This window comes from Variovorax sp. Soil_C_26 (genome assembly GCF_057657075.1).
Map to the genome: position 1 here is coordinate 61327 of NZ_JBDGJC010000010.1, position 25433 is coordinate 86759.

Sequence of the window (25433 nt, forward strand, 5' to 3'; positions counted from 1 at the left end):
CGCTCGGCCGCGGGTGGGCTGGGTTTTCATGCGAACACTCATTGGCTGTTGCTGCTGCTGTCGAAGTTCAAGATGTTGTCTCCCGCACGAGGCGCTTTGTTGGGCGGTGGTGCAAAGTCGAAGGCGCCGCGGTCGCGCACGGACGTCATTTCGTAAAGGGTTTGGCTGCGGCCGAGCCGTGCGCCGCCGTCGCGCGTGAGCGGCGACCATCCAAAGCCGATCGAGAACTTGCTCGACCGCGGAAGCAGGGCGTCCAGCGGAATCGACAGGTAGATGCCCTTGTCGAAATCGCCTTCGCCGAACTGCTGCGACGAGACGTTCGTCTTGGTGGCATAGGCCCCGAGCACCAGCCCGTTGTCGAACCGGCGGATGATCTCGAGCGTCACGCCGCGGTCGCCCGCAAGGTACTGGCCGGCGCTGACCTTTGCCAGCACGCCGTTCCAGCCGGTGTCCCAGTAAAGGCTCGCGTGGCCGGTGGTCACCTTGTAGTCGCGCAGGCCGAAGTCTTGCGCAAAGTCGCGTTGCCGCACGCGGTTGATGTCGACGCCGAAGGCAATGGGCGAGCGCGCCGGCCGGTACAGCCACTCGGCGCCGACGCCCGCGAACATCGATTCGAGCAGGCCGCCATAAGCGCTGTAGTAGTGGTTGGTCGACCACTGGCCCACGTGCGTGAGCTGCAGCGAAGGAATCGTGAAGCGCCGCGAGGTCACGTACTCGCGCTGGAAAGTGCGCACGCGCGGCAACTCGCTGGGCGCGGTGTAGGTGAACTTGTCGTAGTTGTCGGCCAGCCGCAGGTTGACGTTGCCGCTGAGCCAGGTGCGCGGCGTGAAGCGGTATTCGGCGGTGGCCTGCACGCCGATCTGGTAAAGGATGAAGGCGTCGGGGCCGCCCACGATCTGCCCGTAGCTCGGCGCAAGCCCGAAGCTGAACTTGTCGCGGGCCTTTTCCCATGGCCCGAGGGTGGGTGCGGCAGGCGCATTGCCGTCGGCCGGGCTGCGCTCGACAGGCGGGAGCGGTGCCGACAGCTCGGGCGTGGCGGCAATCTGTGGCCTCTCGCCGCGGCGCGGCAGTGCGGGTTCGTAGTCGCGCTTCGACACGGCGCGGGCCTGGTGCGGCGGCAGCGCCTTGATGCGCGCGGTCACCCATTCGGCCCGATCGATCACTTGCGCATGCACCGCGAGCCCGCGCTCCGAGTAATGAAAGACGAAGCTCTTGAAGGCGTCCGGCGCGTCGTGGTGCAGCACCGCAATGGCTTTCTCGACGCGGGCGGTGCGATAGACGGTGTTGCTGTCGGTCACCCACACATGCACCACGTCGTGCTTTGGCGCGATGCGCTCGACGGTCCATTCGGTTTGCGCCTCGATCTCCATGGCCGTGGCCGCCCAGCCGGGCGAGCGCTCGGGCCCTTCGGCCCTGAAGCCCGGCAGCGGCCGGTCGGCCACCTTGGTGGTCTGGGCATTCGCCATATTGCCCGCCAGCGTGATGCCGACCATGAACTTGTCGCCACGCTCGAAGCCTGTCGACAGTGTGATCGTGGGCGAGACGCGGTAGGTCAGGCCGATGTTGAAGGGCGAGCGCTGGCGCTGGTTGTTGGCTTGCGGCTCGTTCTGGTAGTTGTTGCCGTCGTATTCGAGCTTGAGCGTGAGCGGGTCCCAGGGTGTGCGCCACTGCAGGCCGCCAAACAGCGCGGCAGGGCCGCGGAAGTAGGAGCCGAACCGGCCCGTGTTGGCACCCGAGTTGCCGCGCGTGTCGAAGCGGCTGCCGAGCAGCTTGAACGGGTTGCCGATGTTGCCGCTGTTGCCCAGGTAACCCCAGCCGATGCCCAAGTTGAAATCGAAGTCGTTCCAGCGTTTGCTGGCGACCAGGTACTCGCCCGAGAACAGGCCCGTGCCGCCGATGTCGCGAAAGCCCAGCGCCACCTCGGGTACGCGGGCGCTTTCCTTCAGCAGCCGCAGCTTGATGTCGATGCTCTTGTCCTTGTTCGACTGGCCGGTGTTGCTGGCCTCGTAGGCGCGGTTCGAGATCGACGTGTAGCGAAAGCCCGCCTCCATCCAGTCGAACGGCTGGAGCATGAAGTTCAGCCGCGTGTAGGGCCAGATGGACGTGAGCGATACGCGCCCGTCGCCGGCTTGTCCCATGCGTGCCGAAGGGGTCTGCAGCAGGCCGATTTCGCCCCAGTCGTTGCCGCTGATGTCGAGCGGGCGCGGCTGGGTGGCGACGGTGTCTGGCAGGGCGGCGCTCGAGGTGGGGGCGGCGTACGCGGGCGCGGCGGCGGCAGTTGCGGCATTGGTCGCCATCGGGGTTGCCGCATCGGTCGATTCCTGCGGCGACGGGCCCTGCACCGCCAGAAACTTGATCATGCCCTCCGACAGCGCAGCGAGCTCGGGCATGCTGCGTGGCGGCGCCCAGATCCACGCACCCGGGGCGGGCTCGTCGGCGGGCTCGGCGTTCCAGGCGGCGATGGCGGCGCGCGTGGTGCGGCCATCAGGCTGGGCAATCCAGGCCCAGTCGGCACCGCCTTCGGGTGCGCAGCCGGCCAGGTAGTCGAGCACCGTGCGCCCGGCCTCGTGCCTCACGCGGCAGAAGCTGCCGTCGGGCTGCACCACCGTCACCCAGCGCAGCGCGGGTGGGGGCGCCACGAGCCGCTGGCCTTCGCCGAGCACGGGATCTTGTTCGGGGTTGGCCTGGAGCCAGCGCGCATCGACGATGCCGAGCGCCACGCGGCCGGTGACCGGCAGGCCGTTCAGCACGGACAGCAGTTGCTCGCGCGCGGGCCGCTCGCTGGGCGATGCCGACCGCACGGCCGCTTCGACGCTGACCAGCAAGGTTTCCTTCAACAGTTGCTGCGCCAGCAGCTCCTGCGGTACCTGCCAGGCCAGGCCGGGGTTCGCTACCTGCTCGGGCTGGCGCAGCAGCCAGTCGCTGAGCCGCTCGCCCGCCTGCACCTGGTCAGCGCGCGCGGTCAGGCGGTCGTTCGGCGCGGCGTGGGTGGAAGGAACCGTCAACACGATCGCTGTGGCCAGCAGGCTGAGGCGGAAGGGGAGGTTGATCGGGCCGAGCGGTGCCAAAGTCATGAACCAGCGCTTGTCGAGGCAATGTTGGCCGGGGCAGGCGGGTTCCATCGCTCGAAGCTCAGGCACAGGTCGCGGGAAAGGCACTGTTCCGAATACACCACCTCGAACCGGTCGCCCACAGGCGCGAGGCCGAAGCGCGCCGGCGGCAGCGCGGCCGAAGCGGGGTGCGTGCTGCTGCGTTCCTCGACCCAGCGCAGCGACTCGGCGGACCGGCCGGCGAGCAGGGTGTCGCGGGGCGGATCGATCGGGTGTTGTTCGATTTCGTCGCGGATGCCGGCACGGTAACCGGGCATGAGGTCGCGTTCACGTTCGAACCGCACTGCCGAAGGCTCGCCTTTGGCGGCCTGGGTCCACGTGGGCACGTTCGAGAGGCGCACCGCGCGCCAGTCGGTCGTGAGCCCGGCCGTGGAAACCACGCGCCCGTGGCGCAAGCGCACTGCTTCACCCGAGGCGCTGTACCAGACCTCGGTGGGACCTTCAGGATGGGGGTCGACGTATCCGAGCACGAGAAAAACGGTGCGGCCTTCGAAGGAGGCGCGGAGATAGCTGAATTCCGGGCGGAATACCGGGGAGTCCGATGGCGAGGCGCTGAAAAGTTGCCGGGCGGTGGCGAGCATTGCCGAGGAGCCCGAAGAGCATCCGCCCAAAAAAAAGGATGATGCGAGAACGCAACATCCTAATTTTCGGACCGCGCCAGTGGTGCGCCGGACTCTCGCTGAGAACCCCCCCTTGCGGAGGGTTCCGGCCATTACCTGGTGCCGGTGGTTCCAGTGCCGGTACCGCCCGGGGGAATGTAGAAGCCGCCGCCGCCGCCACCACCGCCGCCGGCAGTTGCTGCGATGACCACACCGGTCACGGCGCCGATGCCGATCATTTGTTCGCGGGTCAGGGAGCCACCCGACGCTGCTTGGCGGGCTTGTGAGGCGTTGGCCGGCTGGGCCGCTTGGGCGGGCTGTTGTTGAGCCAGCGCAGGGGCGGAAGCCAGGGCTGCCAAGGCCATTGCGGCGATCAGGTGAGTGTGCTTCATGATTTCCCTTTTCAGAGGTGGAATGGGCGCTTATCGAGGTTACTTGCACAGATGCATTGTTACGACTCGCTGGGTGGATACTACCACTCTCAGAGCGGTGGGAGCTACCCGCATGAGAGGAGAAACGCTTCGGGAAGACCCGCTTTTCGCCGGAATTGCGACTTTTGTTGCAAATGGTTGCCCAAATTCTCAGTAAGCGGCACGCGAGCCGGCTTCGGCAGGCGCCGCCGCGCCCTTGAACTCGCCCGCAAGCCGCCGCGCGGCGCCCGCGAACAGCAGCAGATCGACGCCCACCGCGACGAAGGTGCAGCCGAGTTCGAGATACCGCCGTGCGAGCTTCGGGTCGGAGGTCAGCGTGCCCGCGGCCTTGCCCGACGCCACGCTGGTGCGCATGGCCGCTTCGATCGCGGCCTGGACCTCCGGATGCCCGGGGCGGCCCCGGTGGCCCATCGACGCGGCCAGGTCGGCCGGGCCGATGAACACGCCGTCGACGCCGTCCACTGCGCAGATCTCGTTGAGGTTCGACAGCGCCGTTACGGTCTCGGCCTGCACCAGCAGGCAGACCTCGTCGTCGGCGACTTCGAGGTAGTCGGTGCGCCCGCTCCACTGCGAAGCCCGGCCGACGGCGCTGCCCACGCCGCGGACGCCCAGTGGCGGGTAGCGCGTGGCCGCGACCAGCGCGCGTGCCTGCTCGGCCGTGTCGACCATCGGCACCAGCAGGTTCTTCGCGCCGATGTCGAGCAGCTGCTTGATCAGCGCGGCGTCGCCCTGCACCGCACGTACCACGGGTTCGGCCGGGTGGGGAGCAACCGCCTGCAGCGTGGCGAGCGTGGAGCGCAGGTCGTTGGGCGCGTGTTCGCCGTCGATCAGCAGCCAGTCGAAGCCGGCGGTGGCGCTGACCTCGGCCATGTACGGATCTGCCATCGACAGCCAGAGGCCGACCTGCGGCCGTTTCGCGGCCAGCGCGGATTTGAAATTGTTGTGGGCAGGCATGAAAGGTGTCCTTGGGTGGGGTGTTTGCGTCAGTCCAGCTGGCCCTGGCAGACGTATTTGGTGTGCAGGTAGTCGTCGAGCCCATGAACCGACCCTTCGCGGCCGTAGCCCGAATCCTTCACGCCGCCGAAGGGCGCGGCCTCGGCGGCGAGCGCGCCCTCGTTGATGCCGACGATGCCGGCCTCGAGCGCATCGGCCACGCGCCAGACGCGGCGCACGTCGCGCGAATAGAAGTACGCGGCCAGCCCGAACGGCGTGTCGTTGGCCTGGGCGATCACCGCCGCCTCGTCGGCGAAGCGCGTCAGCGGCACGACGGGGCCGAAGGTCTCTTCGCAGGCGCAGGCCATCGTGGCGTCGGCATCGGCCAGCACGGTCGGCGCAAAGTAATTCGGCCCGAGCGCGGGCAGCCTGGTGCCGCCGGTGAGCACGCGCGCGCCGCGCGTGGTGGCGTCGTGCACATGGCGCTCGATCTTCTCGACCGCGCGCGCATTGATCATCGGGCCGATCTGCGAAGCGCCGTCCGACGCCGGCCCCACGCGCAGCGCGGCCACGCGGGCGACGAGCAGCGCGGCAAAGCGGTCGTGCACGGCCTCGTGCACGAACACGCGGTTGGGGCACACGCAGGTCTGGCCGCCGTTGCGGAACTTGGCCGCCATCAGGCCGTCGACCGCGGCCTCGAGGTCGGCATCGTCGAACACGATGAAGGGCGCGTTGCCGCCGAGTTCGAGCGAAAGCTTCTTGAGCGTGTCGGCCGAGCGCCGCGCCAGGTGCTTGCCCACAGGCGTCGATCCGGTGAAGGTGATCTTGCGCACGCGCGCATCGTCGAGCCAGGCATCGACCACCTGGGGCGTGCGCTCGCGCGAGGCGGTCACGATGTTGAGCACGCCCGGGGGCACCCCGGCCTCGGCCGCCAGCGCCACCAGCGCGAGCGAGGTCAGCGGCGTGTCCTCGGCCGGTTTGCAGACCACGGTGCAGCCGGCCGCGAGCGCCGGCGCGATCTTGCGCGCGATCATCGCGGCCGGAAAGTTCCAGGGCGTGATCGCGGCCACCACGCCCACGGGCTCGCGCAGCGCGAACATGCGCCGGCCGGCCAGGGGTGCGGGAATCACCTCGCCGTTGGCGCGCGTCGCCTCTTCGGCGAACCACTCGATGTAGCTCGCCGCATAGGCGACCTCGCCGATGCCCTCGGCCAGCGGCTTGCCCTGTTCGCGCGAGATCATCCGGCCCAGGTCGTCCTGGTGGGCGAGCACCAGGTCGTTCCAGCGCTTGAGGATCTGCGCGCGCTGCTTGGCCGGCGTGCGGCGCCAGGCCGGAAAGGCGGCTTGCGCCGCATCGACCGCGGTGCGGGCGGCGGTGGCGTCGGAATCGGGCACCTGCGCGATCGGCGCGCCGGTCGCCGGATCGGTCACGTCGAACATGCGGCCGGCCGGCCGGTGCCATTCGCCGGCAATGAAGTTCGCGCTGCGCTGAAGGTCGGGGCGGGAGAGGGTGAGCATGTCCATTCAGATCATTGGTTCAGAAATCATCAAGCCGTCGCGCAATCGCCGCGCATGAAAAAGTGCGGCTGGGGCCAGGAACACCGCGGAACCGGCTTTGCCGGGCCGCTGGTGTTGCCCCCTTGAGGGGGGAGTCGAGCTACACGAAGTGAGCGAGGGCCGGGGGTGGGCCTTTCTCTAGCTCACGATGCCGAGGTGCCATGGGACGAATTCATGGTCGCCAAGGCCCAGTGCCTCGCTGCGCGTGCGTTCGCCCGAGGCATGGCGCAGGATCTGTTCGAAGATGCGCTCGCCGAGCTGCGGCACGCTGAGCTCGCCGTCGAGCACCACGCCGCAGTTGATGTCCATGTCTTCTTCGAGGCGGCGAAACATCGGCGTGTTGCTCGCGAGCTTGATCGTCGGCGCCGGCTTGCTCCCGAACATCGAGCCGCGGCCGGTCGTGAAGCAGATCAGCTGTGCGCCGCTCGCGATCTGTCCCGTGACCGCCACCGGGTCGTAGCCCGGCGAATCCATGAAGACGAAGCCGGCCTTGTCGATAGTCTCCGCATATTCGTACACCGCCTGCAGCGGCGTGGTGCCGCCCTTCATGGCCGAGCCCAGCGATTTCTCGAAGATGTTCGCGAGCCCGCCGGCCTGGTTGCCGTGGCCGACCACGCCGTTGAACTGCGCGTTCTGCCCCGTCGCATAGCGCTCCCACCAGGCCAGGCGGTCGAGCAGCTTCTGCCCGACTTCTGGCGTGACGGCGCGGCGCGTGAGCATGAACTCCACGCCGTGGATCTCGGGCGTCTCGCTCAAGATGGCGGTGCCGCCGTGGCGCACCAGCAGGTCCATTGCGGCGCCGAGCGCGGGGTTCGCGGTGATGCCCGAGAAGCCGTCCGAGCCGCCGCACTCCAGGCCGACCTTCAGGTGGTGCGCGCCCACGCGGGTGCGCACCGCGGCATTGGCCTCGGGCAGCATCTCTTCGACCGCGCGGATGCCGGCCTCGATGGTCTGGCGCGTGCCGCCCACCTCCTGCATCACCAGCGTGCGCAGCAGCCGGCCCTGCTCGAGCCCTTGCGAGTCGACCAGCGCGTCGACCTGGTTGCGCTCGCAGCCCAGCCCCACGATCAGCACGCCGGCCAGGTTGGGGTGGCGTGCATAGCCCGCGAGCGTGCGACGCAGCACGTCGAAATGCTCGCTCGGCGACGACATGCCGCAGCCGCTGGTCTGCGCGAAGGCGGCCACGCCATCGACGTTCGGAAAGGCCGCGAGCCGCTCGGGCGTGAAGTGCGCCGCGATGCGCTTGATCACCGTGGCCGAGCAATTGACCGACGACAAAATGCCGACGAAGTTGCGCGTGCCCACGCGCCCGTCGGCCCGCACGAAGCCCATGAAGCCCGCGCGTTCCGCCTCGGGTACATAGTCGACCGGGCGCACGTCCTGGCAAAAGCCCGGGTCGCGGTACGAGTCGACCAGAGTGAGGTTGTGGCTGTGCACGTAGTCGCCGGCCTCGAGGCTGCGCGAAGCGACGCCGATCACCGTGTCGTACTTCTTCACCTGCTCGCCGGCCGCAATCGCCCGCGCGGCGATCTTGTGGCCCGCCGGGATCTGGGCGCGTGCGCGCACGCCGAAGCCGGCGATCGTCTCGCCAAGCGCGATCGGGGTCTTGGCCACCAGCACGTTGTCGTTCGGGTGGAGGCGCAGCAGGCGGGCGTCGTTCATGTCGGTCAGCCTTTTTCCATCAGCTCCTTGAGATTGAGCTTGCGGATCAGCTCGGTCTCCTGTCGGTAGACGGCCTCGACGTACTTGCGGTAGTCGGGGCCGTCCTGGTACATGACGGGTGCATCGATGCTGTCGGCCACTTTCTTGAATTCGTCGCTGTTCACCGCCACGCGGAAGGCGTCGCGCAGCTTCTTCTCCACCGCGGGCGACAGGCCGCGGGGCGCGCCGATGCCGTTGGGCGCTTCGACCACCACGTCGTAGCCCAGCTCCTTGAGCGTGGGCGTGTCCTTGAAGCGCGGCGTGCGCGCATCGCCCCAGGTGGCGAGCAGGCGCAGCTTGCCGCTTTCGACGTGCGGCGCCCACGAGCTGCTGTCGGCCAGCACGTCGACCTGCTCGCCGAGCACGTCCTGCAGCGCGGCCGAGCCGCCCTTGTAGGCGATGGCGTTGAACTTCACGCCGGCCGCCTGCGCGAACTGCTCCATGCCCACGTGCGTGGCGCCGCCGATGCCCGCATGTGCATAGCTGATCGCGCCAGGCTTCGCCTTGGCCTGCGCCACCAGGTCGGCCAGCGACTTGAAGCGCGAGTTCGCATGCACCGCGATGCCGAAGGTCTGGCCCGAGGTGCGCGCGAGAAAGCTCAGGTCCTTGAGCGGATCGATCTGCACCGTGCCGATCTGCGCAAAGCGCGTGACCGAGATCGGGATCTGCCCGATGGTGTAGCCGTCGGGGCGGGCCGAGGCGAGCGCCTTGGTACCGATCATCCCGGAGGCGCCGGCGCGATTCTCGAGCGCGACCGGCTGCCCGAGTTCGCGCGCCGCGATCTGGCAGATCGCGCGCATGGAGCGGTCGGCTGTGCCGCCGGCCGGCCAGGGGCAGATGAAGGTGATCGCGCGCTCGGGGTACTCGGCCGCGAAGGCGCGGCCGGTGGTGGCGGCGAGCGCGGCGGCGCCGAGGCCGCCCAATACCAGCTGCCGGCGGGGAAGGGTGCGATGGATGCTCATTTGTTGTCTCCGTTGTCGGGTTCGAAAGGCCACGCGTATTCTTCAGCAGACAATCATTGCAATCCAATGAAATAGCGGACTCGCTTCATAGCCTGGAGGTTATGTAGCCGCCGTAAGCACCCCATGAGCCAGATCGACCGCGTTCTTCGTTCCAACCTCAAGCTGCGGCATCTGCAGATGCTCGTGGCACTCGACCAGTTCAGGCATCTGGGCCGGGCCGCGGAGTTCCTGTCGGTCACGCAGCCCGCGGTGTCCAAGTCGCTCGCGGAGATCGAACGCATGTTCGGCTTGGCGCTGTTCGAGCGCTCCACGCGCGGCACAGAGCCCACGCCCTACGGCGACAGCGTGGTGCGCTTTGCCCGCTCGGTGCTCGCCGACTACGACCGCACACGCGACGAGATCGCCGCGGTCGCGAGCGGGGCCGCAGGCCGCACCAGCGTGGGCGCCATGGTGGTCGCCACGCCGGTGTTGCTCGCGCGCGCGGTCGAGATGCTCAAGGCGCACTCCGCGCAGACGACGGTGCTGGTGGAAGAGGGCGACCTCACTCGCCTGCTGCCCAAGCTGCGCCTCGGCGAGCTCGACCTGTTCGTCGGCCGGCTCGAGCCCGGCTATGCGGCACCCGACCTTGAAACCGAGGCGCTGCATGCCGAGCCGATGGCGGTGGTGGTGCGGCCCGGCCATCCGCTCGCGTCGAAGCGCCGGCTCGACTTTGCGGGGCTCGCCAAGGAGCCTTGCGTGATGCCGCCACCCTGGGCGTCACTGCGCGTCAAGCTCGACCAGATGTTCTTTCGCGACGGCGTGCATCCGCCGGCCGACATCATCGAGTCGGCCTCGTTCCTGGCGCAGGTCAGCTTCGTGCAGCAGCGCGATGCGGTGGCCTTCATGGCGCGCTCGGTCGCGCGCCATTTCGAGCGGCAGGGCATGCTCAAGGTGCTGCCGATCGCGGTGCCGATCGATCTGCCGCCGGTGGGCCTGATCACGCTGCGCGGCCGCAGGCGCACGCCGAGCACGCAGCAGCTCATCGAGTGCCTGCGGCGCGCCGCCCGGGCCAAATCGCCGCGCTGACCCCGTCTATTGGCTCGACGGGCTGGCAGGCGCGGCGGGCGGGTTGCCCGTGCCGGGCGTGGTCTGGAGTTGCGGCGCGCTCTGGGTCGGCGTCTCGGGCTTGACCGGGCCTTCCTCGCGTGTCTGGATGAGCAGGTTGTAGAGCACCGCGAGCAGCATCACCGTGATCGCCGCGCCAATACCCCAGCGGAACACGCGCTTGTTGTCGCGCTCGTCGCTCTTCGCTTGTTCGGTCTTCATCATTCTTGGTTCACCCCTTCAATGCGGTGCAATCACGCTGCCTCGGCAGGGGGCTTCGGGGTGTCGGACAGCGACTCGGGTCCTTGGCGATGCCTGCCTACGCGGTGGTGCTCCGCATCGCACGCGCGTGCGCCGCCTCTGCGGCCATGCTCCGCGCATGCAGCAGCAGCAAGAAGACGACCCGCAAGATCCTTCACGCGACACGCGCGCGCGTGCCTGCCCGCCGTTCCGGTCCGCCATCCGCACCGGCCTGATCGCAGGCGCCTTCGCGAGCGTGGCCTCGACGATCGCGCTGTCGGTATTGGGGCGTTGCCAGACCGCCAGCGCCAGTGCACCGACCAATGCGACGAGCCACTGGATCTGGGACCGCACCGCGCTGATCAGGCGGTCGCCCTCGCTGCGCCACACGCTGATCGGCTACGCCATCCACCACGGTTCCGCCACCTTCTGGGCGGTGCTCTACGCCTGGCTCCATGCCAACCGCAGGCCAGCGCAGTCGGTGCCCGCGGCGCTGTCGGGTGCCGGCGTCGCGGCGGCCACTGCCTGCGCCGTCGACTATCTGGCGACACCCCGGCGCCTGACGCCCGGGTTCGAGCACCACCTGTCGCGGCCGGCCATGGCTGCGGTGTATGCCAGCTTCGCAGTGGGCCTGGCGCTCGGCTGCGCAGTGGCCAATCGCCCGCCGCGGCATTGACGCGCGGATGCCAGCGGCATGGTGAAAGAAGGCCGGCCATGCGCGTGGTGATCGTCGGCGCATCGGGCTTTCTCGGCCGCGCATTCGCAGCCGCCTTCGCGGCGCACGGCGCCGACCTGCTGTGCACCGCACGCGACCCCGAGCGCGCCAGCGCCGAGGCGACCTGGCCGCAGGCACACACGCAGTGGCTCGGCGCCGACCTGATGCAGGTTCCGCCCGCGTCGTTCTGGGCCGACCACCTGCGTGCCGGCGACGTGGTCATCAATGCGGCGGGCGTGCTGCGCGAGCGCAGCGAAGGCGAGTTCGAGGCGATCCATCACCTCGCGCCGGTGCAGCTTTTCGACGCTTGCGCCGCGGCGGGCGCCGCGCTCGTCATCCAGGTGTCGGCGCTCGGCGCCGCGGTGGACGCGGCAAGCGCCTACCACCGCAGCAAGGGCGCCGCCGACCGGCATCTGCGCCAGTGCCGCGTGGCGTCGGCGATCGTGCAGCCTTCGTTGGTCTGGGGCGACGAGGGCGCGAGCGCCAGGATGTTCGCCACACTCTCCGTGATGCCGCTGCTCGCGCTGCCCGGCGGCGGTGGCCAACTGGTGCAGCCGGTGCACCTGCACGACGTGGTCGCGGGCGTGGTCGCGTTGGCCGAGGCGCGCCCCGTGCGCAGCCGCACCATCGCCTTCGTCGGTCCGGAGCCGGTACGCTTTGGTGACTACCTCGCCGACCTGCGCCGCCAGCTCGGCCATGCACGCGGCGCCTGGGTGCTGCCGCTGCCCGAAGGCCTGTTCCGCTTCGGCGCGCGGCTCGCCGGCCGATGGAAGGGCAGCTTCCTCGATGCCGACACCGCAGGCATGCTGCTGCAGGGCAATGCCGCGCCGGCCGACGAGTTCGCGCAATGGCTCGGGCGCGCGCCGCGCTCGCACCGCAGCTTCGTCCCCGCGCAGGGTGCCGAGGCGCTGCGGCGCACGGCCTGGTTGCAGTGGATGCTGCCGCTGCTGCGGTGGTCGGTGGCGGCGGTGTGGATCTGGACCTTCGTGGTGTCGATCGGCCTCTATCCGCGCGACCAGAGCCTGGCGCTGCTCGCGCGCGTGGGCGCGCACGGCACGCTGGCCGAATGGCTGCTGAACGGCGCGGCGCTGTTCGACCTGGCGCTCGGCATCGGCACCGTTGCGTTGTCCGCCGCCTGGCGCGCCCGCGTGCTGTGGCCGCTGCAGCTCGCGCTCATGGCCTTCTACACGGCGGCGATCACCTGGGCCATGCCCGAGTTCTGGCTCCATCCCTTCGGACCGTTGTCGAAGAACCTGCCGATGGCCGCCGCCATCGCGCTGCTTTGGGCGATGGAGCCGCCCAACCGACCGGAGAAAAAGGAGATGAAGCCGCCATGGAATACCTCGTCCTGAAATACCTGCATGTGATCTCGTCCACGCTGCTGTTCGGCACGGGCATCGGGTCGGCCTTCTATTTGCTCGCGACCACGCTCTCGCGCGACGTGCGCGCGGTGGCGGTGGTGGCGCGCATGGTGGTGCGCGCAGACTGGCTGTTCACCGCGACCACGGCCGTGCTCCAGCCGGTCACCGGCTTCATGCTGGTGCAACGCATGGGCCTGCCGCTCTCGACGCCGTGGCTCAAGGCTTCGGTCGTGTGCTATGCGCTCGCGATCGCCTGCTGGCTGCCCGTGGTGTGGCTGCAGATGCGCCTGCGCGACCTGGCCGCCGAGGCCGCGCGCGAGGGCACGCCGCTGCCGCCGCGCTACTGGCTGCTGTTCAAGTGGTGGGTGGCGCTCGGCGTGCCGGCGTTCTTCCTGTTCCTGGCGCTGTTCTGGCTGATGATCGCGAAGCCGGCGCTCGGAGGAAGTTAAACAGACGTCTTGGCGCGCTCGATGATGCACCGCACCGTGATGGCCAGCGTGCAGAGGTAGCGCGCATCGGCCGCGAGCGACCGGGTCATGGCGGCCACGAGGTCATCGAAGTCTTCTTCCGATGGGCGCAGGCCGGCCTCGTCGTGGCGCCGGTCCAGCGCCCGGCGCACGCGGTCCTGCGCCTGCATGTAGTCGGTGCGCAGCAGCACGCTGCGCGCCAGCAGCACATCGAGGTTGAGCAGGTCGAGCGCGTTCATCGCAAGCCTCATCCGAGCGCCGTGTCGAGCACCATCATCACGACGAAGCCGACCATCAGCCCGCCGGTGGCGAAGGCCTCGTGGCCCTGGCGGTGCGACTCGGGAATGATCTCGTGGCTGATGACGAACAGCATCGCGCCGGCCGCGAGCGCCAGGCCCCAGGGCAGCAGGCTCGCGGTCAGCGTGACCAATGTGGCGCCGAGCACTGCCATCACGGGCTCCACCAGCCCCGACGCGACGCCCAGGCCCGCCGATGTCAGCCGCCCGTAGCCCACGCCGCGCAGCGCGAGCGCCACGACCATGCCCTCGGGCACGTCCTGGATCGAGATACCGGTGGCCAGCGCGGTGGCGGCCACCGGATCGGAGCCCGCGAAGGCCACGCCGATCGCCAGGCCCTCGGGCAGGTTGTGCAGCGCGATCGCCAGCACGAACAGCCAGACGCGCTTGAGCTTGACGGCCCGGGGCCCTTCGACGCCCTTGATGAAATGCTCGTGCGGCACGACGCGGTCGATCGCCAGCAGCAGCGCCGCGCCCAGCAGAACGCCGCCGCCCACGATGCCACCCGCGCCCCAGGCGCCGAAGCCCTGCGTGCCGGCAGCCTCGAGGGCCGGAATGACGAGCGAGAACGATGTGGCTGCGAGCATCACGCCAGCGCCGAAGCCCAGCATGGTGTCGAAGGTGCGCTGCGAGAACTGGTGCGACAGCAGCACCGGCAGCGTGCCGAGCGCGGTCGCCAGCGCGGCCAGCGAACCGCCGAGCAGCGCACCGCGCACGCGGGCATCGCCCAATGCCACCGCCTCGAATGCTTCGAGCAAAAGAAACACCACGCCGGCCGCGACGATGCAAAGGCCAAGCAGCCGGCGCCAGGACCGCCTCCGGCCGGCGCGTGCGAACAGCAGTTCGAGGGTCGTCATCTTGGAACCAGAAGAAAGGTGTTCGCAAAAAAAGGAGCGGCGACCTTGATGGCCGCCGCCCAACTCGCACCCACGAGAGAAAAGGTTGTCGAGCCGGTGTTTGTTCACCCTGGATGAAGATTCGGTGCGGCGAATGTGGCCGCGCGTAGGAGCGTTTCTCGTGTGGGCTGCAAATGCAGACTACATGCGCCTCCATCGCATGAGGCATTGAGCTTTGGTTTGCTCAGCTGCCGTGAGGCAGCCGCGCGTGCCCGCGCATGTCTGCCTCGGGCATGCCGATTGCCGCTCCCATCGAGCGCCGGAAAGCGCATTGCTTCCGGACCGACTCCTTCTTTCTCGATGCTGGATAACTGCCATGAAAAGATCGCGGCGGCGCGCGGGCCGCGCCAATGAGTGCTACGAACTGCTCGAACAACTCTCGCGCCGGAAACTGCCGGTGGTGTGCTCGGAACCCGATGAGATCGACAAGATCCTCGCGCTGCGCAGCGCCTTGCTGCTGCAGGCGCAGACGGAACCCACGGTGGTGCTGCGCACGGGCGAACGCCGCATCGCGCGTGCGATCGTGACCGCCATCACCGCCGAAGGCCGCGCTGCCTGCGCGTTGCACGGCGCGGCAGCTCCGCCCGCCCGCCGTTGAGCCATCCCGGCCCAAGCCAGGGCACCCGTGGAACGGGCTTTGCCCGGCCACCGGGTGCGCCCCCCAGTGGGGGGAGGCGGCTACACGAAGTGAGCCGCTTCGGGGGGCGTCCTGGTCCTCTAGAACTGTCCCTGGCCGTCGCCTGTTCTGTCGTGCACCCAGCGCATCGCCTGCTGCTCGGCATGGCGCAACGCCTCGGCCTCGCTGGCATAGCCGATCTCGTCGGTGTCGTCGGGCAGCGCCTGTTCGCGGTGGCCGGCGCCCTGGCCCAGGCAAACCACGACGGGGCGGTACACGCCCGTGGCCATGCGGCGCGCGCTGTAGATGAAACGCCAGCCGCGGTAGGCGAAATCGTGGCGATCGCCGGCCCCCGGATCGCCGCCCGCTGCTGCAGGTTCGCGTGCACTCATTGCGGTTGCTCCATCGTCAAGGGATTGCCGTGGCGCCGAACGGCCTCGCGGCGGCGTTCGAACGGGTCGATGTTCATGCTCTGGCGGTACTTGGTGACCGTGCGGCGCGCAATGCGAAAGCCCTGCTGCGCGAGCTGGCGCGCTAGCGCGGCGTCGCTGAGCGGTGCCACCGGCTTTTCCACCGCGATGAGCTCGCGGATCAGGCCCTGCAGCGCCACGGGCGCACTCGCGCCGCCGGCCGCATGCGCGAGCCCACGCGAGAAGAAATACTGCAGCTCGAAGACGCCGACCGGCGTGGCGATGTACTTGTTGTGCACGGTGCGCGACACGGTGGACGGATGTACGCCCACCTCGTCTGCGATTTCGCGCAAGCCCAGCGGCTTCATCGCGAGTGGGCCGTGCTCGAGGAACAGCTTCTGCCGCGCGACGATGGCGCGCGCCACGCCGAGGATGGTGGCGGCGCGCTGCGAGACGTTGCCCGCCATCCAGCGCGCCTGCTCCAGGCATTCCTTCATCGCGGGGCAGCGGTTGCCGCCGTGCTTCTCGAACAGCTGGACGTAGTCGGCGTTCACGCGCGCGCGCGGCACGGCGCCGGGGTTGAGCGCGGTGCGCCACGCGCCGGCCACCTTCCGGACGGTGACGTCGGGCGCCACGAAACGCGCACCGGTCTCGCCGAACTGCCAGCCCGGGCGCGGGTTCAGGCGCCGGATGGCGTCGACTGCGGCCTGCACCTCGTGCGCCGCGGCGCCGAGTGCGCGTGCGAGCCGGCCGGTGTCGCGCGCGGCGAGCAGCGCGATGTGCTGTTCGAGGATGCGGCGCGCCAGCTGGCGCGTGCCGTCGTCGGCAATCGCATCGAGCTGCAGGCACAGGCATTCGGCCAGGTCGCGCGCCGCCACGCCTGTCGGCTCGAGCGCCTGCACGCGCCGCAGCGCGGTGCGCAGCTCCTGTTCGGCGTCGGCATGGCATTCGCCGAGCGCGGTACCGATCTCTTCGAGCGAGATGCGCAGGTAGCCGTCCTCGTCGAGGGCCTCGACCAGCGCCTGCGCGAAGGCGGCTTCGCGCTCGGACAGCCGCAGCACGCCGAGCTGCGCATGCAGGTGAGCGCGCAGCGAATCGGGCAGCGGCACGCGCTGCATCAGGTCGAAGCTCTCGTCGTGCGACAGGTGGCGTTCGCCCGTGGCGGGCGCGGCGGTGAGGCGGTCGAAGGCGGCGGCATCACTGGCATGGTCGGCGAGCGCCGGCGCGGCCTCGGCCGTGTCTGCCGCCACGACGGCCCCCGCTTCGGTACCGTCCTGAGAGGCCGCATCGACTTCGAGGAAGGGATTGAGCTCGGCCGCTTCGCGCAGCGCCTGCGCGTAGTCGAGCGACGACATCTGGAGCAGCCGCACCGCCTGCTGCAGCCGGCGCGAGAAGACCGGCGCCTGGATCTGGCGGGCCTGCATGGCAATGGAAGTGTTCATGGATCTCCGTGTGTTGGCCTGGCGGGGCGGTCGGCAGGGAGACGGTCCTGCGCAACGGACGTGCCAGCGCCGCGGGGGCCGGAATCGGCTTGATCAGTAACTCGAAAGTTCGCGAAAATCGGGCCGGACCCCGGCACCGGCAGAAAGCCTTGCGGTAAATCTTGCGGACCGGCAGGGTAGAGACAGCCGCCTGCGCTTGCAGCACACTCCGGCCAATGAAAATTCCGGCAAGTGGGAACGAGGGCGCGTGGGCGAAGTTGGCCGGCGCGGGCGTGCTGTTGCTGAGCCTGGGGCTCGTGTGCGCGCGCCAGGCGCGCTCGTCCGCGGCGGCCCACCTGGCGCTGGCCGACCATGCACGGCGCCAGGCGGCACGCGCAGAGGCGGCGCGGCGGCTCGAGCACGACCTGCGCAGCCCCGTGGGCGCCATGGCCGTGGCGCTGGAGCTGCTGCGCAGTGCCGACGACGACGCCACGCGCAACGAAGCGATGGCGGTGCTCGAACGCCAGGTCGCTCGTATGACCTCGCTGACAGAGCGAGTGCACGAATTCGCACAAGGCATGGCCGATTGAGCTGTCCGGCGAACGCCTGCCCGCGAGGCAGGCTCGAGTTTCAGGGAGTGACGCGGAGCAACGCAAGCAAGCAATCAAGGCGCGGGCGCAGGCAAGAGCGCAGGGCAGGCAGCAAGCCGGGGAACAAATTGGGCCACGCACTCATTGTTGAAGACGACGAAGATTCGGCGCGCATGATCGGCGCGCTGATTGCGCGCGAGGGGCACACGGTGATGAACGCCCACTCGATCGCGGCCGCGCGCCGCATGCTCGCGATGCAGCGGGCCGACCTGCTGCTGCTCGACCTGCACCTGCCCGACGGCAACGGGTTCGACCTGCTGGACGATCCTGACATCGTGAAGGACACGGTGCTGGTGCTCATGACGGGCCAGGCGAGCCTCGAGACCTCGATCCGGGCGCTGCGCCTCGGCGCGGCCGACTACCTCGTCAAGCCGATCAATCCGCAACACCTCAAGGGGCTGCTCTCGCGGCTGATCGCGCCGTCGCAGTTGCGCGCCGAGCTCGACGAGGTGCAGGAGCTCTGGCGCGAGACCGGGCACTTCGGGCACCTGATCGGGCGCTCGCAGCCGATGCAGCGCGTCTACCGCCAGATCTCGCGCGTGGCCGGCACCGCGGTGTCGGTGTTCATCCATGGCGAGAGCGGCACCGGCAAGGAGCTGGTGGCCCGCGCGGTGCACGACCTGAGCCGGCGGCGCGAGCAGCCGTTCCTGGCGGTGAACTGCGGTGCGCTGTCGCCGCACCTGGTCGAGAGCGAGATCTTCGGCCACGAGCGCGGCAGCTTCACGGGCGCCGAGCGCCAGCACCAGGGCTTCTTCGAGCGCGCGCATGGCGGCACGCTGTTTCTCGACGAGGTCACCGAGATGCCGCTCGAGCTTCAGGTGAAGCTGCTGCGGGTGCTCGAGAGCGGCACTTTCATGCGCGTGGGCTCGACCCAGGTGCAGCAGACCGACGTGCGCATCATCGCGGCCACCAACCGCGACACCGGCAAGGCGCTGGCCCAGGGCGCGATCCGCGAAGACCTGCTCTACCGCCTCAACGTGTTCCCGATCTCCCTGCCGCCGTTGCGCGAGCGCGGCGAGGACGTGGTGCGGATCGCCAGCAGCTTCCTGCAGGATCTCGTACGCCAGGAGGGCGGGGCCAAGCAGTTCACGCCGCAAGCGCTGGCACGGCTGCAGGCCTATGCCTGGCCCGGCAACGTGCGCGAGCTTCGCAACGTGGTGCAGCGGGCCTGGGTGATGGCGTCGGGTGACGACATCGACGAGGAATGGCTCCCCCAACCAGACGCGGCGGCCGAGGCGCCCGACGCGTGGCCGCCGACAGTGCCAGGCGGCGCGTCCGAGAGGGCCGCCGGTGGCTTCGATGCGGGGAAGAGCCGGCTGGTGGTCGAGGTGGGCACGCAGCTCGCCGACATCGAACGGCAGGTGATCCTGGCCACCTACGAGCACTGCGGGCGACACAAGGAGCGTACTGCGGCGCTGCTCGGCATCAGCATGAAGACGCTCTACAACAGGTTGAAGGAGTACCGCGAATGAGGCGGCGCGGCGGTGTGCAGCGGCCCGTGCCGCCGGCCTGATGATGCGGCGCCCGAAGGCTGCCTCTCGTGCAGGATGGGCGGACGCGCGCGGTAGCTCTCCTGCCAGGTTTGAAGCCGCAGCCTGTAGGCCGCGGCGCCGGCAGGGTCGAAGTCGGTTCCCAGGTAGTTCGCTGGATTCTCGAGTGGATGGTGGGTGAAGTAATGGCTGAGTTCGTTCATGCATACCTCCAGGCGCACGAGGCGTTTTGTTCGGGTTCTCGTGCACGGCCTCTCCGGCACCCGGCAAACTGCGTGCCGCCTCCGGGACCCGGTCGGCGGATGGCGGCTTGCAACCAGGAGAAAGCGCATTGGATGAGTTGAACGCCGATCCTGCCGACGACGCGGCCCCGCCGCGCCGCGGGCGGCTGCTGCCCGTGGTGGGCCTGGGTGGCTGCGCCGGCAGCCTCGAAGCCCTGCGCGCCTTCTTCGAGGCCACGCCGGCCGAGACCGGCATGGCTTACCTGGTGGTGCTGCATCCCTGCGCAGCCCCCGAGCGCGCGCCGGTGCTCGACATGCTGCGGGCCGCCACCCGCATGCCGGTGCTGCCGGTCGACACGCGCGAGCGCATGCAGGCCGACACGGTGCATGTGGCGGCACCCGGCAGCACGCTGCGCCTGCGCGGCGAACGCATCGAGCCGGTGGCGCTGGCGTCGGCGCGCGGCGCCCACACGGCGATCGACATGTTCTTCCGCGCGTTGGCCGACAGCCACGGCCCGAGCGCGGTGGCGGTGGTCCTGTCGAGCCGGCACGAGGACGCAGCGATCGGCCTCAAGCGCATCAAGGAGCGCGGCGGGCTCACCATCGCGCAGGCGCCGCAGGAAGCCCGCCACGCCGCGATGGTGCTGGCGTGCATCGCCACCGGCATGGTCGACTGGACCCTGCCGGTCGGCGAGATCGCCGCGCGCATCCAGGCCTACCGCCGCATCGAGTCGCAACTCAGGTTGCCGGCCGAAGAGCTGGCCCAGGAAGGCGGCGCGGGCGTGTCGCCAGCCGCGCGCGACGAAGAGTCGTCCTTCAGGGAAGTGATGGCCTTCGTGCGGCACCGCACCGGACGCGACTTCGCGCACTACAAGCGCGCCACGGTGCTGCGGCGCATCGCGCGGCGCATGCAGGTGAACGGCGTCAGCGACCTCGCGGCCTACCTGGAGTGCCTGCGCACCCTGCCGGGCGAGGCCGGCGCGCTGCAGCAGGACATGCTCGTGAGCGTGACCAATTTCTTCCGCGACGCGGCCTGCTTCGAGGCGCTGGAGGCGCGGCTGCCGGCGCTGTTCGCCGGCAAGACCGCGACCGACACGGTGCGCGTCTGGGTGGCCGCGTGTGCCACCGGCGAGGAGGCGTATTCCGTGGCCATGCTGCTCAGCGAGCATGCGCAGACGCTCGAGAGCCCGCCGGCGGTGCAGGTGTTTGCCACCGACCTGAACGAAGAAGCGATCCGCACCGCGCGCGAGGGCATCTATTCGAGCGCCGAGGCCGACCTGCCGGCCGACCGGCTGCGCCGCTTCTTCGTGCGCGAGCCGCGCGGCTGGCGCATACGGCGCGAATTGCGCGAAATGGTGCTGTTCGCGGTGCACGACGTGCTCAAGGACTCGCCATTCGCGCGCATCGAGCTCGTTTGCTGCCGCAACCTGCTGATCTACCTCGATCGGCAGGCGCAGGCCAAAGTGCTCGCGAAGCTGCACTTCTCGCTGCAGTCGGGCGGGCTGCTCTTCCTCGGTCCGCAGGAATCGGCCGAAGACCAGCGCTCGCTGTTCTCCGCGGTCGACGAGCCACACCGCCTCTATGTGCAGCAGGACGTGCCCCGGCCGGCGCTCCCGGCGCTCCGGGGCACCGGGCGCCGGCTCGCAGCCGCACCGCGGGCGGACGGCGATGTCGCACCGCTGCCGCGCATCGCGCTCTCACCCTATGGCGGCACGCGCGCGATGAGCTGGGCCGAGCTGCACCTGAAGCTGCTCGACCGCCTGGGGCCGCCGTCGATCCTGCTCGACGCCGAGCACGAAATGCTGCATATCTCGCCCGCCGCCACGGCGTTCCTGCATTTCAGCGGCGGAGAGCCGTCGCGCAACGTGGTGCGCGCCATCGTGCCCGAGCTCAGGTCCGAGCTGCAGACCGCGCTCTACCAGGCCCATGAGCGGCGGCAGCCGGTGGATGTGGCGCCGGTGCATGTGCGGCTCGGCGGGCGCGATGTCGAGGTGGCCGTGCAGGTCGTGCCGGTGGACGAACTCGGGGGTGCGCTGCTGGTGTTGCTGCGCTCCAGCGAAGCGGCTGCTGAGCTGCGCGAGGTCGTCGTGGTGCCGCGCGCCGACCCTGCCTCCGTCGCCGGCCACCTCGAGCGCGAGGTGGAGCGCCTGAAGCAGCAGCTGCGCGAGACCGTCGAGCAGTACGAGACCTCGACCGAGGAGCTCAAGGCCAGCAACGAGGAACTGCATGCGATGAACGAGGAGCTCCAGTCGACCACCGAGGAGCTCGAGACCAGCCGCGAGGAGCTGCAGTCGATCAACGAGGAGATCACCACCGTCAACCAGGAGCTCAAGAGCCGCGTGGACGACCTCGGCCAGGCCAACAGCGACATGCTGAACCTGATGGACGCGACCGCCATCGCCACCGTGTTCCTCGACCGGGCATTCCGCGTCACGCGTTTCACGCCCAGCGCGGCCGCGGTGTTCAAGCTGATCGCCGCCGACGTCGGGCGCCCGCTCTCCGACCTGGCGACCTCGCTCGACTATCCGCAGCTGCCGGACGACGCGCACCGCGTGCTCGAGACGCTGCTGCCCTGCGAGCGCGAGGTCGGCGACGACCAGGGCACCTGGTACCTGGCGCGCCTGCGGCCCTACCGCACCATCGAAGACCGCATCGCCGGCGTGGTGCTGAGCTTCGTCGACATCACCGAGCGCAAGGCCGCCGAGGCCGCGCTGCGCGAGAGCGAGGAGCGGCTGCGGCTGATGCTGGAGAACGCGGTCGACTACGCCATCTTCTCGGTCGACATGGCGCGCCGCGTCACCAGCTGGAACACCGGCGCCCAGCGGCTGCTCGGCTACACCGAGCCCGAGATCCTCGGGCGCTCGGCCGACATCATCTTCACCGAGGAAGACCGCACGGCCGGCGCGCCGGAGGAAGAGGCGCGCACCGCGCTGGCGGCAGGGCGCGCGGCCGACGACCGCCAGCACAAGCGCAAGGACGGCTCGCACTTCTGGGCCAGCGGCGCGCTCATGCCGATGCACAACGGTCATGGCGCGGTGATCGGCATGGTGAAGGTGCTGCGCGACCAGAGCGAGCAGCGCGCGGCGCAGCAAGCGCTCGAAGCGGCCGATGCCGCCAAGGACCGCTTTCTCGCGGTGCTCTCGCACGAGCTGCGCAATCCGCTCGCGTCGATCAGCGGCGCGGCGCAGCTGCTGGCGCCCGAAAGCCAGCTCACGCCCGACCAGGCGCACGCCGCGCGTGTGATCCAGCGGCAGGCCTCGGCCATGAAGGCGCTGCTCGGCGACCTGCTCGACGTGTCCAGCCTGCGCATGGGCCGGCTCGCGCTGCGCCGCGAACGCTTGACGGCGCAGGCGGTGGTGGAGGCTGCCGTCGAGGCCACGCGGCCGCTGATGGAGCTCGGGCGCCATACCTTCGAGCTCGATGTCAGCGCCGAGGAAGTCAGGCTCGACGCCGACCCGATGCGCTTGACGCAGGTGCTGTCGAACCTGCTGTCGAACGCGGCCAAGTACACGCCCGACCGCGGCGTGATCCTGCTGTCGATGCACCCCGACGCCGCGGCGCGCGAGGCGGTGTTCACGGTGACGGACAACGGCATCGGCATGGAGCCCGATACCGTCCAGGCGATGTTCGAGATGTTCACGCAGAGCGTGCGTTCGCACGACCGCGCGGCCGGCGGGCTTGGCATCGGGCTGGCGCTGGTGCGCAGCATCGTCGAGATGCACAGCGGCAGCGTCATGGGCGAGAGCGCGGGCAGCGGGCACGGCAGCCGCTTCACGGTGCGCATTCCGCTCGCGCGCAGCGAGGCGCAGGCCGCCGGTGCCGAGCGCGTGGCGAACCTGCCGCCGCCGGGGCCCGGACAGCCGCCGGCGTCGGAGCGGGCCTTGCGCGTGCTGCTGGCCGATGACAACGCCGATGCGCTCTGGGGCATGGCGCGGGTGCTGTCGATCTCGGGCTTCCACGTGGAGACGGCCGAGAACGGCATCGACGCGCTGCGCATCGCCGAGGCGTTGCGCCCCGACGCGGCCGTGCTCGACGTCGACATGCCGGGGCTCGACGGCCACGAGGTGGCGCGGCGAATCCGCTCGCACCCCTGGGGACGCGCGATGCTGCTGGTGGCCGCCACGGGATGGAGCCAGCCCGAAGACAAGCAGATGGCGCTGGCGGCCGGCTTCGACGAGCATCTCGTCAAGCCCGTGGCCCTGGGCGACGTGCAGCGGCTGCTGCGCAACTGGCGCGTGTCGGGCTGACGGCCGCAGGCACGCCGTTTGCCAGCATGTCAGGAATGTCCCAGTCTTCTTCCTCCCTGCAAGCGATCTGCATCGGTGCCTCTTCGGGCGGCGTCAATGCGTTGCTCCAGCTCGTTCCCGCGCTGCCGGCCGGCTTTCCGGCACCGATCTTCGTGGTGCAGCACATCGGCGCGCACCGCAGCCAGCTGGCGTCGCTGCTGGACGCGCGCGGGCCCAACCGCGCGGTCGAGGCGAGGTCAGGCGACGTGCCTGCCGCCGGCACGATCTACGTGGCGCCGTCCGACCACCACATGCTGCTCGACGGCGGCGTGATCCGCCTGAACCGCGGGCCCAAGGAACACCATGCCCGCCCCGCCATCGATCCGCTGTTCCGCTCCGTCGCGCTCACGTGCGGGCCGAACGCCGTGGGCGTGGTCATCACCGGCATGCTCGACGACGGGAGCGCGGGGCTGCGCGCCATCAAGGACTGCGGTGGCGTCGCGGTGGTGCAGGACCCGGCCGAGGCGCACGAGCCCAGCATGCCGCGCGCGGCGATCGCCGCCGTGCAGGTGGACCACGTGGTGAAGCTCGCGGCGCTGCCGGGGCTTCTGATGCAGCTGGCGCGCCAGCGCAACGACACGGCGGTTGCGGCCGTGCCCGCGGCGCTGCGCGATGAATATGAAATCGGTCTCGGAGGATCCACCGTGGAAAAGCTCAAAGCCATTGCCGAGCCCTCGATGTTCACGTGCCCCGACTGCGGCGGCGTGCTGTTCGAACTCAACGACAAGCGGCCGGTGCGCTACCGCTGCCACACCGGCCACGCCTTCAGCCTGCGCAGCCTGGCGGCCACGCAGGAAGAAGTGACCGACGGCGCGCTCTGGACCAGCCTGCGCACACTGCAGGAGAAGGAATCGATCCTGCGCCGCCTGGCCGCGATGCAGCGCGACGACGGCACCGGCGACCCCGAGGGCAGCCTGCGCGAGGCCGACGACCTGGCGGCCGTGAGCACCGCGCTGCGCAAGCTCACGCTGAAGGCGCCGAGCCCGTCGGGCTTCGCCGTGCGCTGAGGCGCGGCGCCTTCTTTTCTTACTTACCTACTTCGCCTTCTTCTTGGCGGCAGGCGTGGGGCCGTTGTCGGCCGGGCCGGACGCGGGCCCTTCGCCCATGCCGAGCTCGGCACCGGTGAGCGGGTCGCCGTCGGGCTGCGACTGCGTGCGCTCGGCCATCTGCTGCAGCGTGGCGGCATCGGCGTCGTCGAGCTCGACGGTCGCGAGTCCGTCGCCGCCGTCCACGGGCGCCGAGTCCTGGGTGACGGGCACGAAGTCCCAGCGCTCGCCCTGGTTCCACGGCCCGCGCAGGTCCGCGTCGCCTTTCGACATGCGGAAGTACACGCTGGTGAAGCGCGGATCGCCCGGCAGCTTGCCCGGCGGAAAGTTCGGCTCGATCGCGTACAGCGCCTTCTCGAACGACTTCTGGTGCGCGATCTCGCGCGTCATGAGGAAGGTCAGCGCGTCCTTCACGCCGGGGTCGTCGGTGAGGTTGATCAGGCGCTCGTAGACGATCTTGGCGCGCGCCTCGGCCGCGATGTTCGAGCGCAGGTCGGCCGTGGGTTCGCCGATGGTGTCGATGTACGCCGCGGTCCACGGCACGCCGGCCGAGTTGACCAGGGGCGGGCCGCCGCCGTAGAGCACCTGCGTGATGTGGCTGTCGTTGCCCGCGCCGGTGATGGTGCGGTACATCTCGCCTTCCTCCTCCACGCCTTCGGCGAGCCGGCCCTTGGCGCCCTTGTTGAGCATGCCGACGATGGTGCCGATGATCTCGAGGTGGCTCAGCTCCTCGGTGGAGATGTCGAACAGCATGTCCTTGCGGCCGGGATCGTCTTCGCCGAGCGCCTGGGTGAAGTAGCGGCAGGCCGCCGCGAGTTCGCCCTGAGGACCGCCGAACTGTTCGAGCATGAGGTTGGCGAGGCCGGGATTGGTCTCGCTGACGCGCACCGTGTATTGCAGGCGCTTGTTGTGAGAGAACATGGGGACTGCTCCTTTGTTGAGT

Annotated in this window: 23 protein-coding genes; 9 read left to right on the plus strand and 14 right to left on the minus strand. The window is 69.8% G+C overall.

What is annotated here, in order from left to right; translation table 11 throughout:
* Positions 1 to 38 precede the first annotated feature (38 nt).
* The 7 genes from AC3A6G_RS23230 to AC3A6G_RS23260 form a co-directional block, all read right to left on the minus strand.
* Positions 39 to 3074 carry a YjbH domain-containing protein gene (locus AC3A6G_RS23230; protein ID WP_487874684.1) on the minus strand — a complete coding sequence of 1012 codons (3036 nt, stop codon included), beginning with the start codon at positions 3072 to 3074 and terminating at the stop codon, positions 39 to 41.
* Entirely contained in the window at positions 3071 to 3691 is a 621-nt protein-coding gene (locus AC3A6G_RS23235) for a YjbF family lipoprotein (RefSeq protein ID WP_487874685.1), read from the minus strand. The genes AC3A6G_RS23230 and AC3A6G_RS23235 overlap by 4 nt, the downstream gene beginning before the upstream one ends.
* Before the next feature lie 131 nt (positions 3692 to 3822).
* Positions 3823 to 4101: a hypothetical protein gene (locus AC3A6G_RS23240; RefSeq protein ID WP_487874686.1), complete on the minus strand. Its 279-nt coding sequence runs from the start codon at positions 4099 to 4101 to the stop codon at positions 3823 to 3825.
* Positions 4102 to 4290: 189 nt separating this feature from the next.
* The gene (gene hpaI, locus AC3A6G_RS23245) at positions 4291 to 5094 is read right to left on the minus strand and encodes a 4-hydroxy-2-oxoheptanedioate aldolase (protein ID WP_487874687.1); all 804 of its coding nucleotides are present in this window, start codon (positions 5092 to 5094) and stop codon (positions 4291 to 4293) included.
* A gap of 29 nt (positions 5095 to 5123) precedes the next feature.
* The gene (locus AC3A6G_RS23250; protein ID WP_487874688.1) at positions 5124 to 6590 is read right to left on the minus strand and encodes an NAD-dependent succinate-semialdehyde dehydrogenase; all 1467 of its coding nucleotides are present in this window, start codon (positions 6588 to 6590) and stop codon (positions 5124 to 5126) included.
* A gap of 177 nt (positions 6591 to 6767) precedes the next feature.
* Positions 6768 to 8291 carry a UxaA family hydrolase gene (locus AC3A6G_RS23255; RefSeq protein ID WP_487874689.1) on the minus strand — a complete coding sequence of 508 codons (1524 nt, stop codon included), beginning with the start codon at positions 8289 to 8291 and terminating at the stop codon, positions 6768 to 6770.
* A 5-nt stretch (positions 8292 to 8296) separates the two neighbouring features.
* Positions 8297 to 9292 (minus strand): tripartite tricarboxylate transporter substrate binding protein, encoded by a 996-nt coding sequence (locus AC3A6G_RS23260; protein WP_487874690.1) that lies wholly within the window; start codon positions 9290 to 9292, stop codon positions 8297 to 8299.
* A 123-nt stretch (positions 9293 to 9415) separates the two neighbouring features.
* On the opposite strand from AC3A6G_RS23260, the gene AC3A6G_RS23265 reads away from it, so the two are divergent.
* Positions 9416 to 10357, plus strand: coding sequence for a LysR substrate-binding domain-containing protein (locus tag AC3A6G_RS23265; protein WP_487874691.1), 942 nt, complete (start codon positions 9416 to 9418; stop codon positions 10355 to 10357).
* A 6-nt stretch (positions 10358 to 10363) separates the two neighbouring features.
* Here AC3A6G_RS23265 and AC3A6G_RS23270 read toward each other — a convergent pair whose 3' ends face one another.
* A complete protein-coding gene (locus AC3A6G_RS23270) occupies positions 10364 to 10597 on the minus strand; it encodes a hypothetical protein (protein WP_487858666.1) in 234 nt (77 codons plus the stop codon).
* Positions 10598 to 10754: 157 nt separating this feature from the next.
* Here AC3A6G_RS23270 and AC3A6G_RS23275 point away from each other — a divergent pair, with 157 nt between their 5' ends.
* From AC3A6G_RS23275 to AC3A6G_RS23285, 3 genes are read left to right on the plus strand one after another with little or no spacing between them, the layout of a single operon-like run.
* Entirely contained in the window at positions 10755 to 11291 is a 537-nt protein-coding gene (locus AC3A6G_RS23275; protein ID WP_487874692.1) for a hypothetical protein, read from the plus strand.
* Between the two features lie 38 nt (positions 11292 to 11329).
* Positions 11330 to 12682: an SDR family oxidoreductase gene (locus tag AC3A6G_RS23280; protein WP_487874693.1), complete on the plus strand. Its 1353-nt coding sequence runs from the start codon at positions 11330 to 11332 to the stop codon at positions 12680 to 12682.
* Complete coding sequence (locus AC3A6G_RS23285) at positions 12664 to 13140, plus strand: DUF2269 family protein (RefSeq protein ID WP_487874694.1); 477 nt, start codon at positions 12664 to 12666, stop codon at positions 13138 to 13140. The genes AC3A6G_RS23280 and AC3A6G_RS23285 overlap by 19 nt, the downstream gene beginning before the upstream one ends.
* On the opposite strand, the gene AC3A6G_RS23290 is transcribed toward AC3A6G_RS23285, so the two are convergent.
* Both AC3A6G_RS23290 and AC3A6G_RS23295 read right to left on the minus strand, forming a co-directional pair.
* Positions 13137 to 13397: a hypothetical protein gene (locus AC3A6G_RS23290; RefSeq protein WP_487874695.1), complete on the minus strand. Its 261-nt coding sequence runs from the start codon at positions 13395 to 13397 to the stop codon at positions 13137 to 13139. The two genes, AC3A6G_RS23285 and AC3A6G_RS23290, sit on opposite strands and share 4 nt — an antisense overlap.
* Before the next feature lie 8 nt (positions 13398 to 13405).
* Positions 13406 to 14311, minus strand: coding sequence for a ZIP family metal transporter (locus AC3A6G_RS23295; protein ID WP_487874696.1), 906 nt, complete (start codon positions 14309 to 14311; stop codon positions 13406 to 13408).
* Between the two features lie 355 nt (positions 14312 to 14666).
* Here AC3A6G_RS23295 and AC3A6G_RS23300 point away from each other — a divergent pair, with 355 nt between their 5' ends.
* The gene (locus AC3A6G_RS23300) at positions 14667 to 14948 is read left to right on the plus strand and encodes a hypothetical protein (protein ID WP_487874697.1); all 282 of its coding nucleotides are present in this window, start codon (positions 14667 to 14669) and stop codon (positions 14946 to 14948) included.
* A 119-nt stretch (positions 14949 to 15067) separates the two neighbouring features.
* On the opposite strand, the gene AC3A6G_RS23305 is transcribed toward AC3A6G_RS23300, so the two are convergent.
* Together AC3A6G_RS23305 and rpoN are read right to left on the minus strand one after the other, a co-directional pair.
* Entirely contained in the window at positions 15068 to 15358 is a 291-nt protein-coding gene (locus AC3A6G_RS23305; RefSeq protein WP_487858673.1) for a hypothetical protein, read from the minus strand.
* The gene (gene rpoN / locus AC3A6G_RS23310; RefSeq protein ID WP_487874698.1) at positions 15355 to 16818 is read right to left on the minus strand and encodes an RNA polymerase factor sigma-54; all 1464 of its coding nucleotides are present in this window, start codon (positions 16816 to 16818) and stop codon (positions 15355 to 15357) included. Before rpoN ends, AC3A6G_RS23305 begins: the two co-directional genes overlap by 4 nt.
* 215 nt (positions 16819 to 17033) lie before the next feature.
* Here rpoN and AC3A6G_RS23315 point away from each other — a divergent pair, with 215 nt between their 5' ends.
* Both AC3A6G_RS23315 and AC3A6G_RS23320 read left to right on the plus strand, forming a co-directional pair.
* Complete coding sequence (locus tag AC3A6G_RS23315; RefSeq protein WP_487858675.1) at positions 17034 to 17387, plus strand: histidine kinase dimerization/phospho-acceptor domain-containing protein; 354 nt, start codon at positions 17034 to 17036, stop codon at positions 17385 to 17387.
* Positions 17388 to 17515: 128 nt separating this feature from the next.
* Positions 17516 to 18919: a sigma-54-dependent transcriptional regulator gene (locus AC3A6G_RS23320; protein WP_487874699.1), complete on the plus strand. Its 1404-nt coding sequence runs from the start codon at positions 17516 to 17518 to the stop codon at positions 18917 to 18919.
* On the opposite strand, the gene AC3A6G_RS23325 is transcribed toward AC3A6G_RS23320, so the two are convergent.
* Positions 18889 to 19140, minus strand: a complete 252-nt coding sequence (locus AC3A6G_RS23325; protein ID WP_487874700.1) for a hypothetical protein — start codon at positions 19138 to 19140, stop codon at positions 18889 to 18891. The two genes, AC3A6G_RS23320 and AC3A6G_RS23325, sit on opposite strands and share 31 nt — an antisense overlap.
* A gap of 128 nt (positions 19141 to 19268) precedes the next feature.
* Here AC3A6G_RS23325 and AC3A6G_RS23330 point away from each other — a divergent pair, with 128 nt between their 5' ends.
* Together AC3A6G_RS23330 and AC3A6G_RS23335 are read left to right on the plus strand one after the other, a co-directional pair.
* Complete coding sequence (locus tag AC3A6G_RS23330; protein WP_487874701.1) at positions 19269 to 23405, plus strand: CheR family methyltransferase; 4137 nt, start codon at positions 19269 to 19271, stop codon at positions 23403 to 23405.
* A 35-nt stretch (positions 23406 to 23440) separates the two neighbouring features.
* Complete coding sequence (locus tag AC3A6G_RS23335; protein WP_487874702.1) at positions 23441 to 24451, plus strand: chemotaxis protein CheB; 1011 nt, start codon at positions 23441 to 23443, stop codon at positions 24449 to 24451.
* Positions 24452 to 24478: 27 nt separating this feature from the next.
* Here AC3A6G_RS23335 and AC3A6G_RS23340 read toward each other — a convergent pair whose 3' ends face one another.
* Complete coding sequence (locus AC3A6G_RS23340; protein WP_487874703.1) at positions 24479 to 25411, minus strand: manganese catalase family protein; 933 nt, start codon at positions 25409 to 25411, stop codon at positions 24479 to 24481.
* Positions 25412 to 25433 lie beyond the last annotated feature (22 nt).

Coding starts and splice junctions, on each gene's coding strand:
- AC3A6G_RS23230 (WP_487874684.1), bottom strand. CDS start 3,074: ATGACTTTGGCACCGCTCGGCCCGATCAACCTCCCCTTCCGCCTCAGC.
- AC3A6G_RS23235 (WP_487874685.1), bottom strand. CDS start 3,691: ATGCTCGCCACCGCCCGGCAACTTTTCAGCGCCTCGCCATCGGACTCC.
- AC3A6G_RS23240 (WP_487874686.1), bottom strand. CDS start 4,101: ATGAAGCACACTCACCTGATCGCCGCAATGGCCTTGGCAGCCCTGGCT.
- hpaI (WP_487874687.1), bottom strand. CDS start 5,094: ATGCCTGCCCACAACAATTTCAAATCCGCGCTGGCCGCGAAACGGCCG.
- AC3A6G_RS23250 (WP_487874688.1), bottom strand. CDS start 6,590: ATGCTCACCCTCTCCCGCCCCGACCTTCAGCGCAGCGCGAACTTCATT.
- AC3A6G_RS23255 (WP_487874689.1), bottom strand. CDS start 8,291: ATGAACGACGCCCGCCTGCTGCGCCTCCACCCGAACGACAACGTGCTG.
- AC3A6G_RS23260 (WP_487874690.1), bottom strand. CDS start 9,292: ATGAGCATCCATCGCACCCTTCCCCGCCGGCAGCTGGTATTGGGCGGC.
- AC3A6G_RS23265 (WP_487874691.1), top strand. CDS start 9,416: ATGAGCCAGATCGACCGCGTTCTTCGTTCCAACCTCAAGCTGCGGCAT.
- AC3A6G_RS23270 (WP_487858666.1), bottom strand. CDS start 10,597: ATGAAGACCGAACAAGCGAAGAGCGACGAGCGCGACAACAAGCGCGTG.
- AC3A6G_RS23275 (WP_487874692.1), top strand. CDS start 10,755: ATGCAGCAGCAGCAAGAAGACGACCCGCAAGATCCTTCACGCGACACG.
- AC3A6G_RS23280 (WP_487874693.1), top strand. CDS start 11,330: ATGCGCGTGGTGATCGTCGGCGCATCGGGCTTTCTCGGCCGCGCATTC.
- AC3A6G_RS23285 (WP_487874694.1), top strand. CDS start 12,664: ATGGAATACCTCGTCCTGAAATACCTGCATGTGATCTCGTCCACGCTG.
- AC3A6G_RS23290 (WP_487874695.1), bottom strand. CDS start 13,397: ATGAACGCGCTCGACCTGCTCAACCTCGATGTGCTGCTGGCGCGCAGC.
- AC3A6G_RS23295 (WP_487874696.1), bottom strand. CDS start 14,311: ATGACGACCCTCGAACTGCTGTTCGCACGCGCCGGCCGGAGGCGGTCC.
- AC3A6G_RS23300 (WP_487874697.1), top strand. CDS start 14,667: ATGAAAAGATCGCGGCGGCGCGCGGGCCGCGCCAATGAGTGCTACGAA.
- AC3A6G_RS23305 (WP_487858673.1), bottom strand. CDS start 15,358: ATGAGTGCACGCGAACCTGCAGCAGCGGGCGGCGATCCGGGGGCCGGC.
- rpoN (WP_487874698.1), bottom strand. CDS start 16,818: ATGAACACTTCCATTGCCATGCAGGCCCGCCAGATCCAGGCGCCGGTC.
- AC3A6G_RS23315 (WP_487858675.1), top strand. CDS start 17,034: ATGAAAATTCCGGCAAGTGGGAACGAGGGCGCGTGGGCGAAGTTGGCC.
- AC3A6G_RS23325 (WP_487874700.1), bottom strand. CDS start 19,140: ATGAACGAACTCAGCCATTACTTCACCCACCATCCACTCGAGAATCCA.
- AC3A6G_RS23335 (WP_487874702.1), top strand. CDS start 23,441: ATGTCCCAGTCTTCTTCCTCCCTGCAAGCGATCTGCATCGGTGCCTCT.
- AC3A6G_RS23340 (WP_487874703.1), bottom strand. CDS start 25,411: ATGTTCTCTCACAACAAGCGCCTGCAATACACGGTGCGCGTCAGCGAG.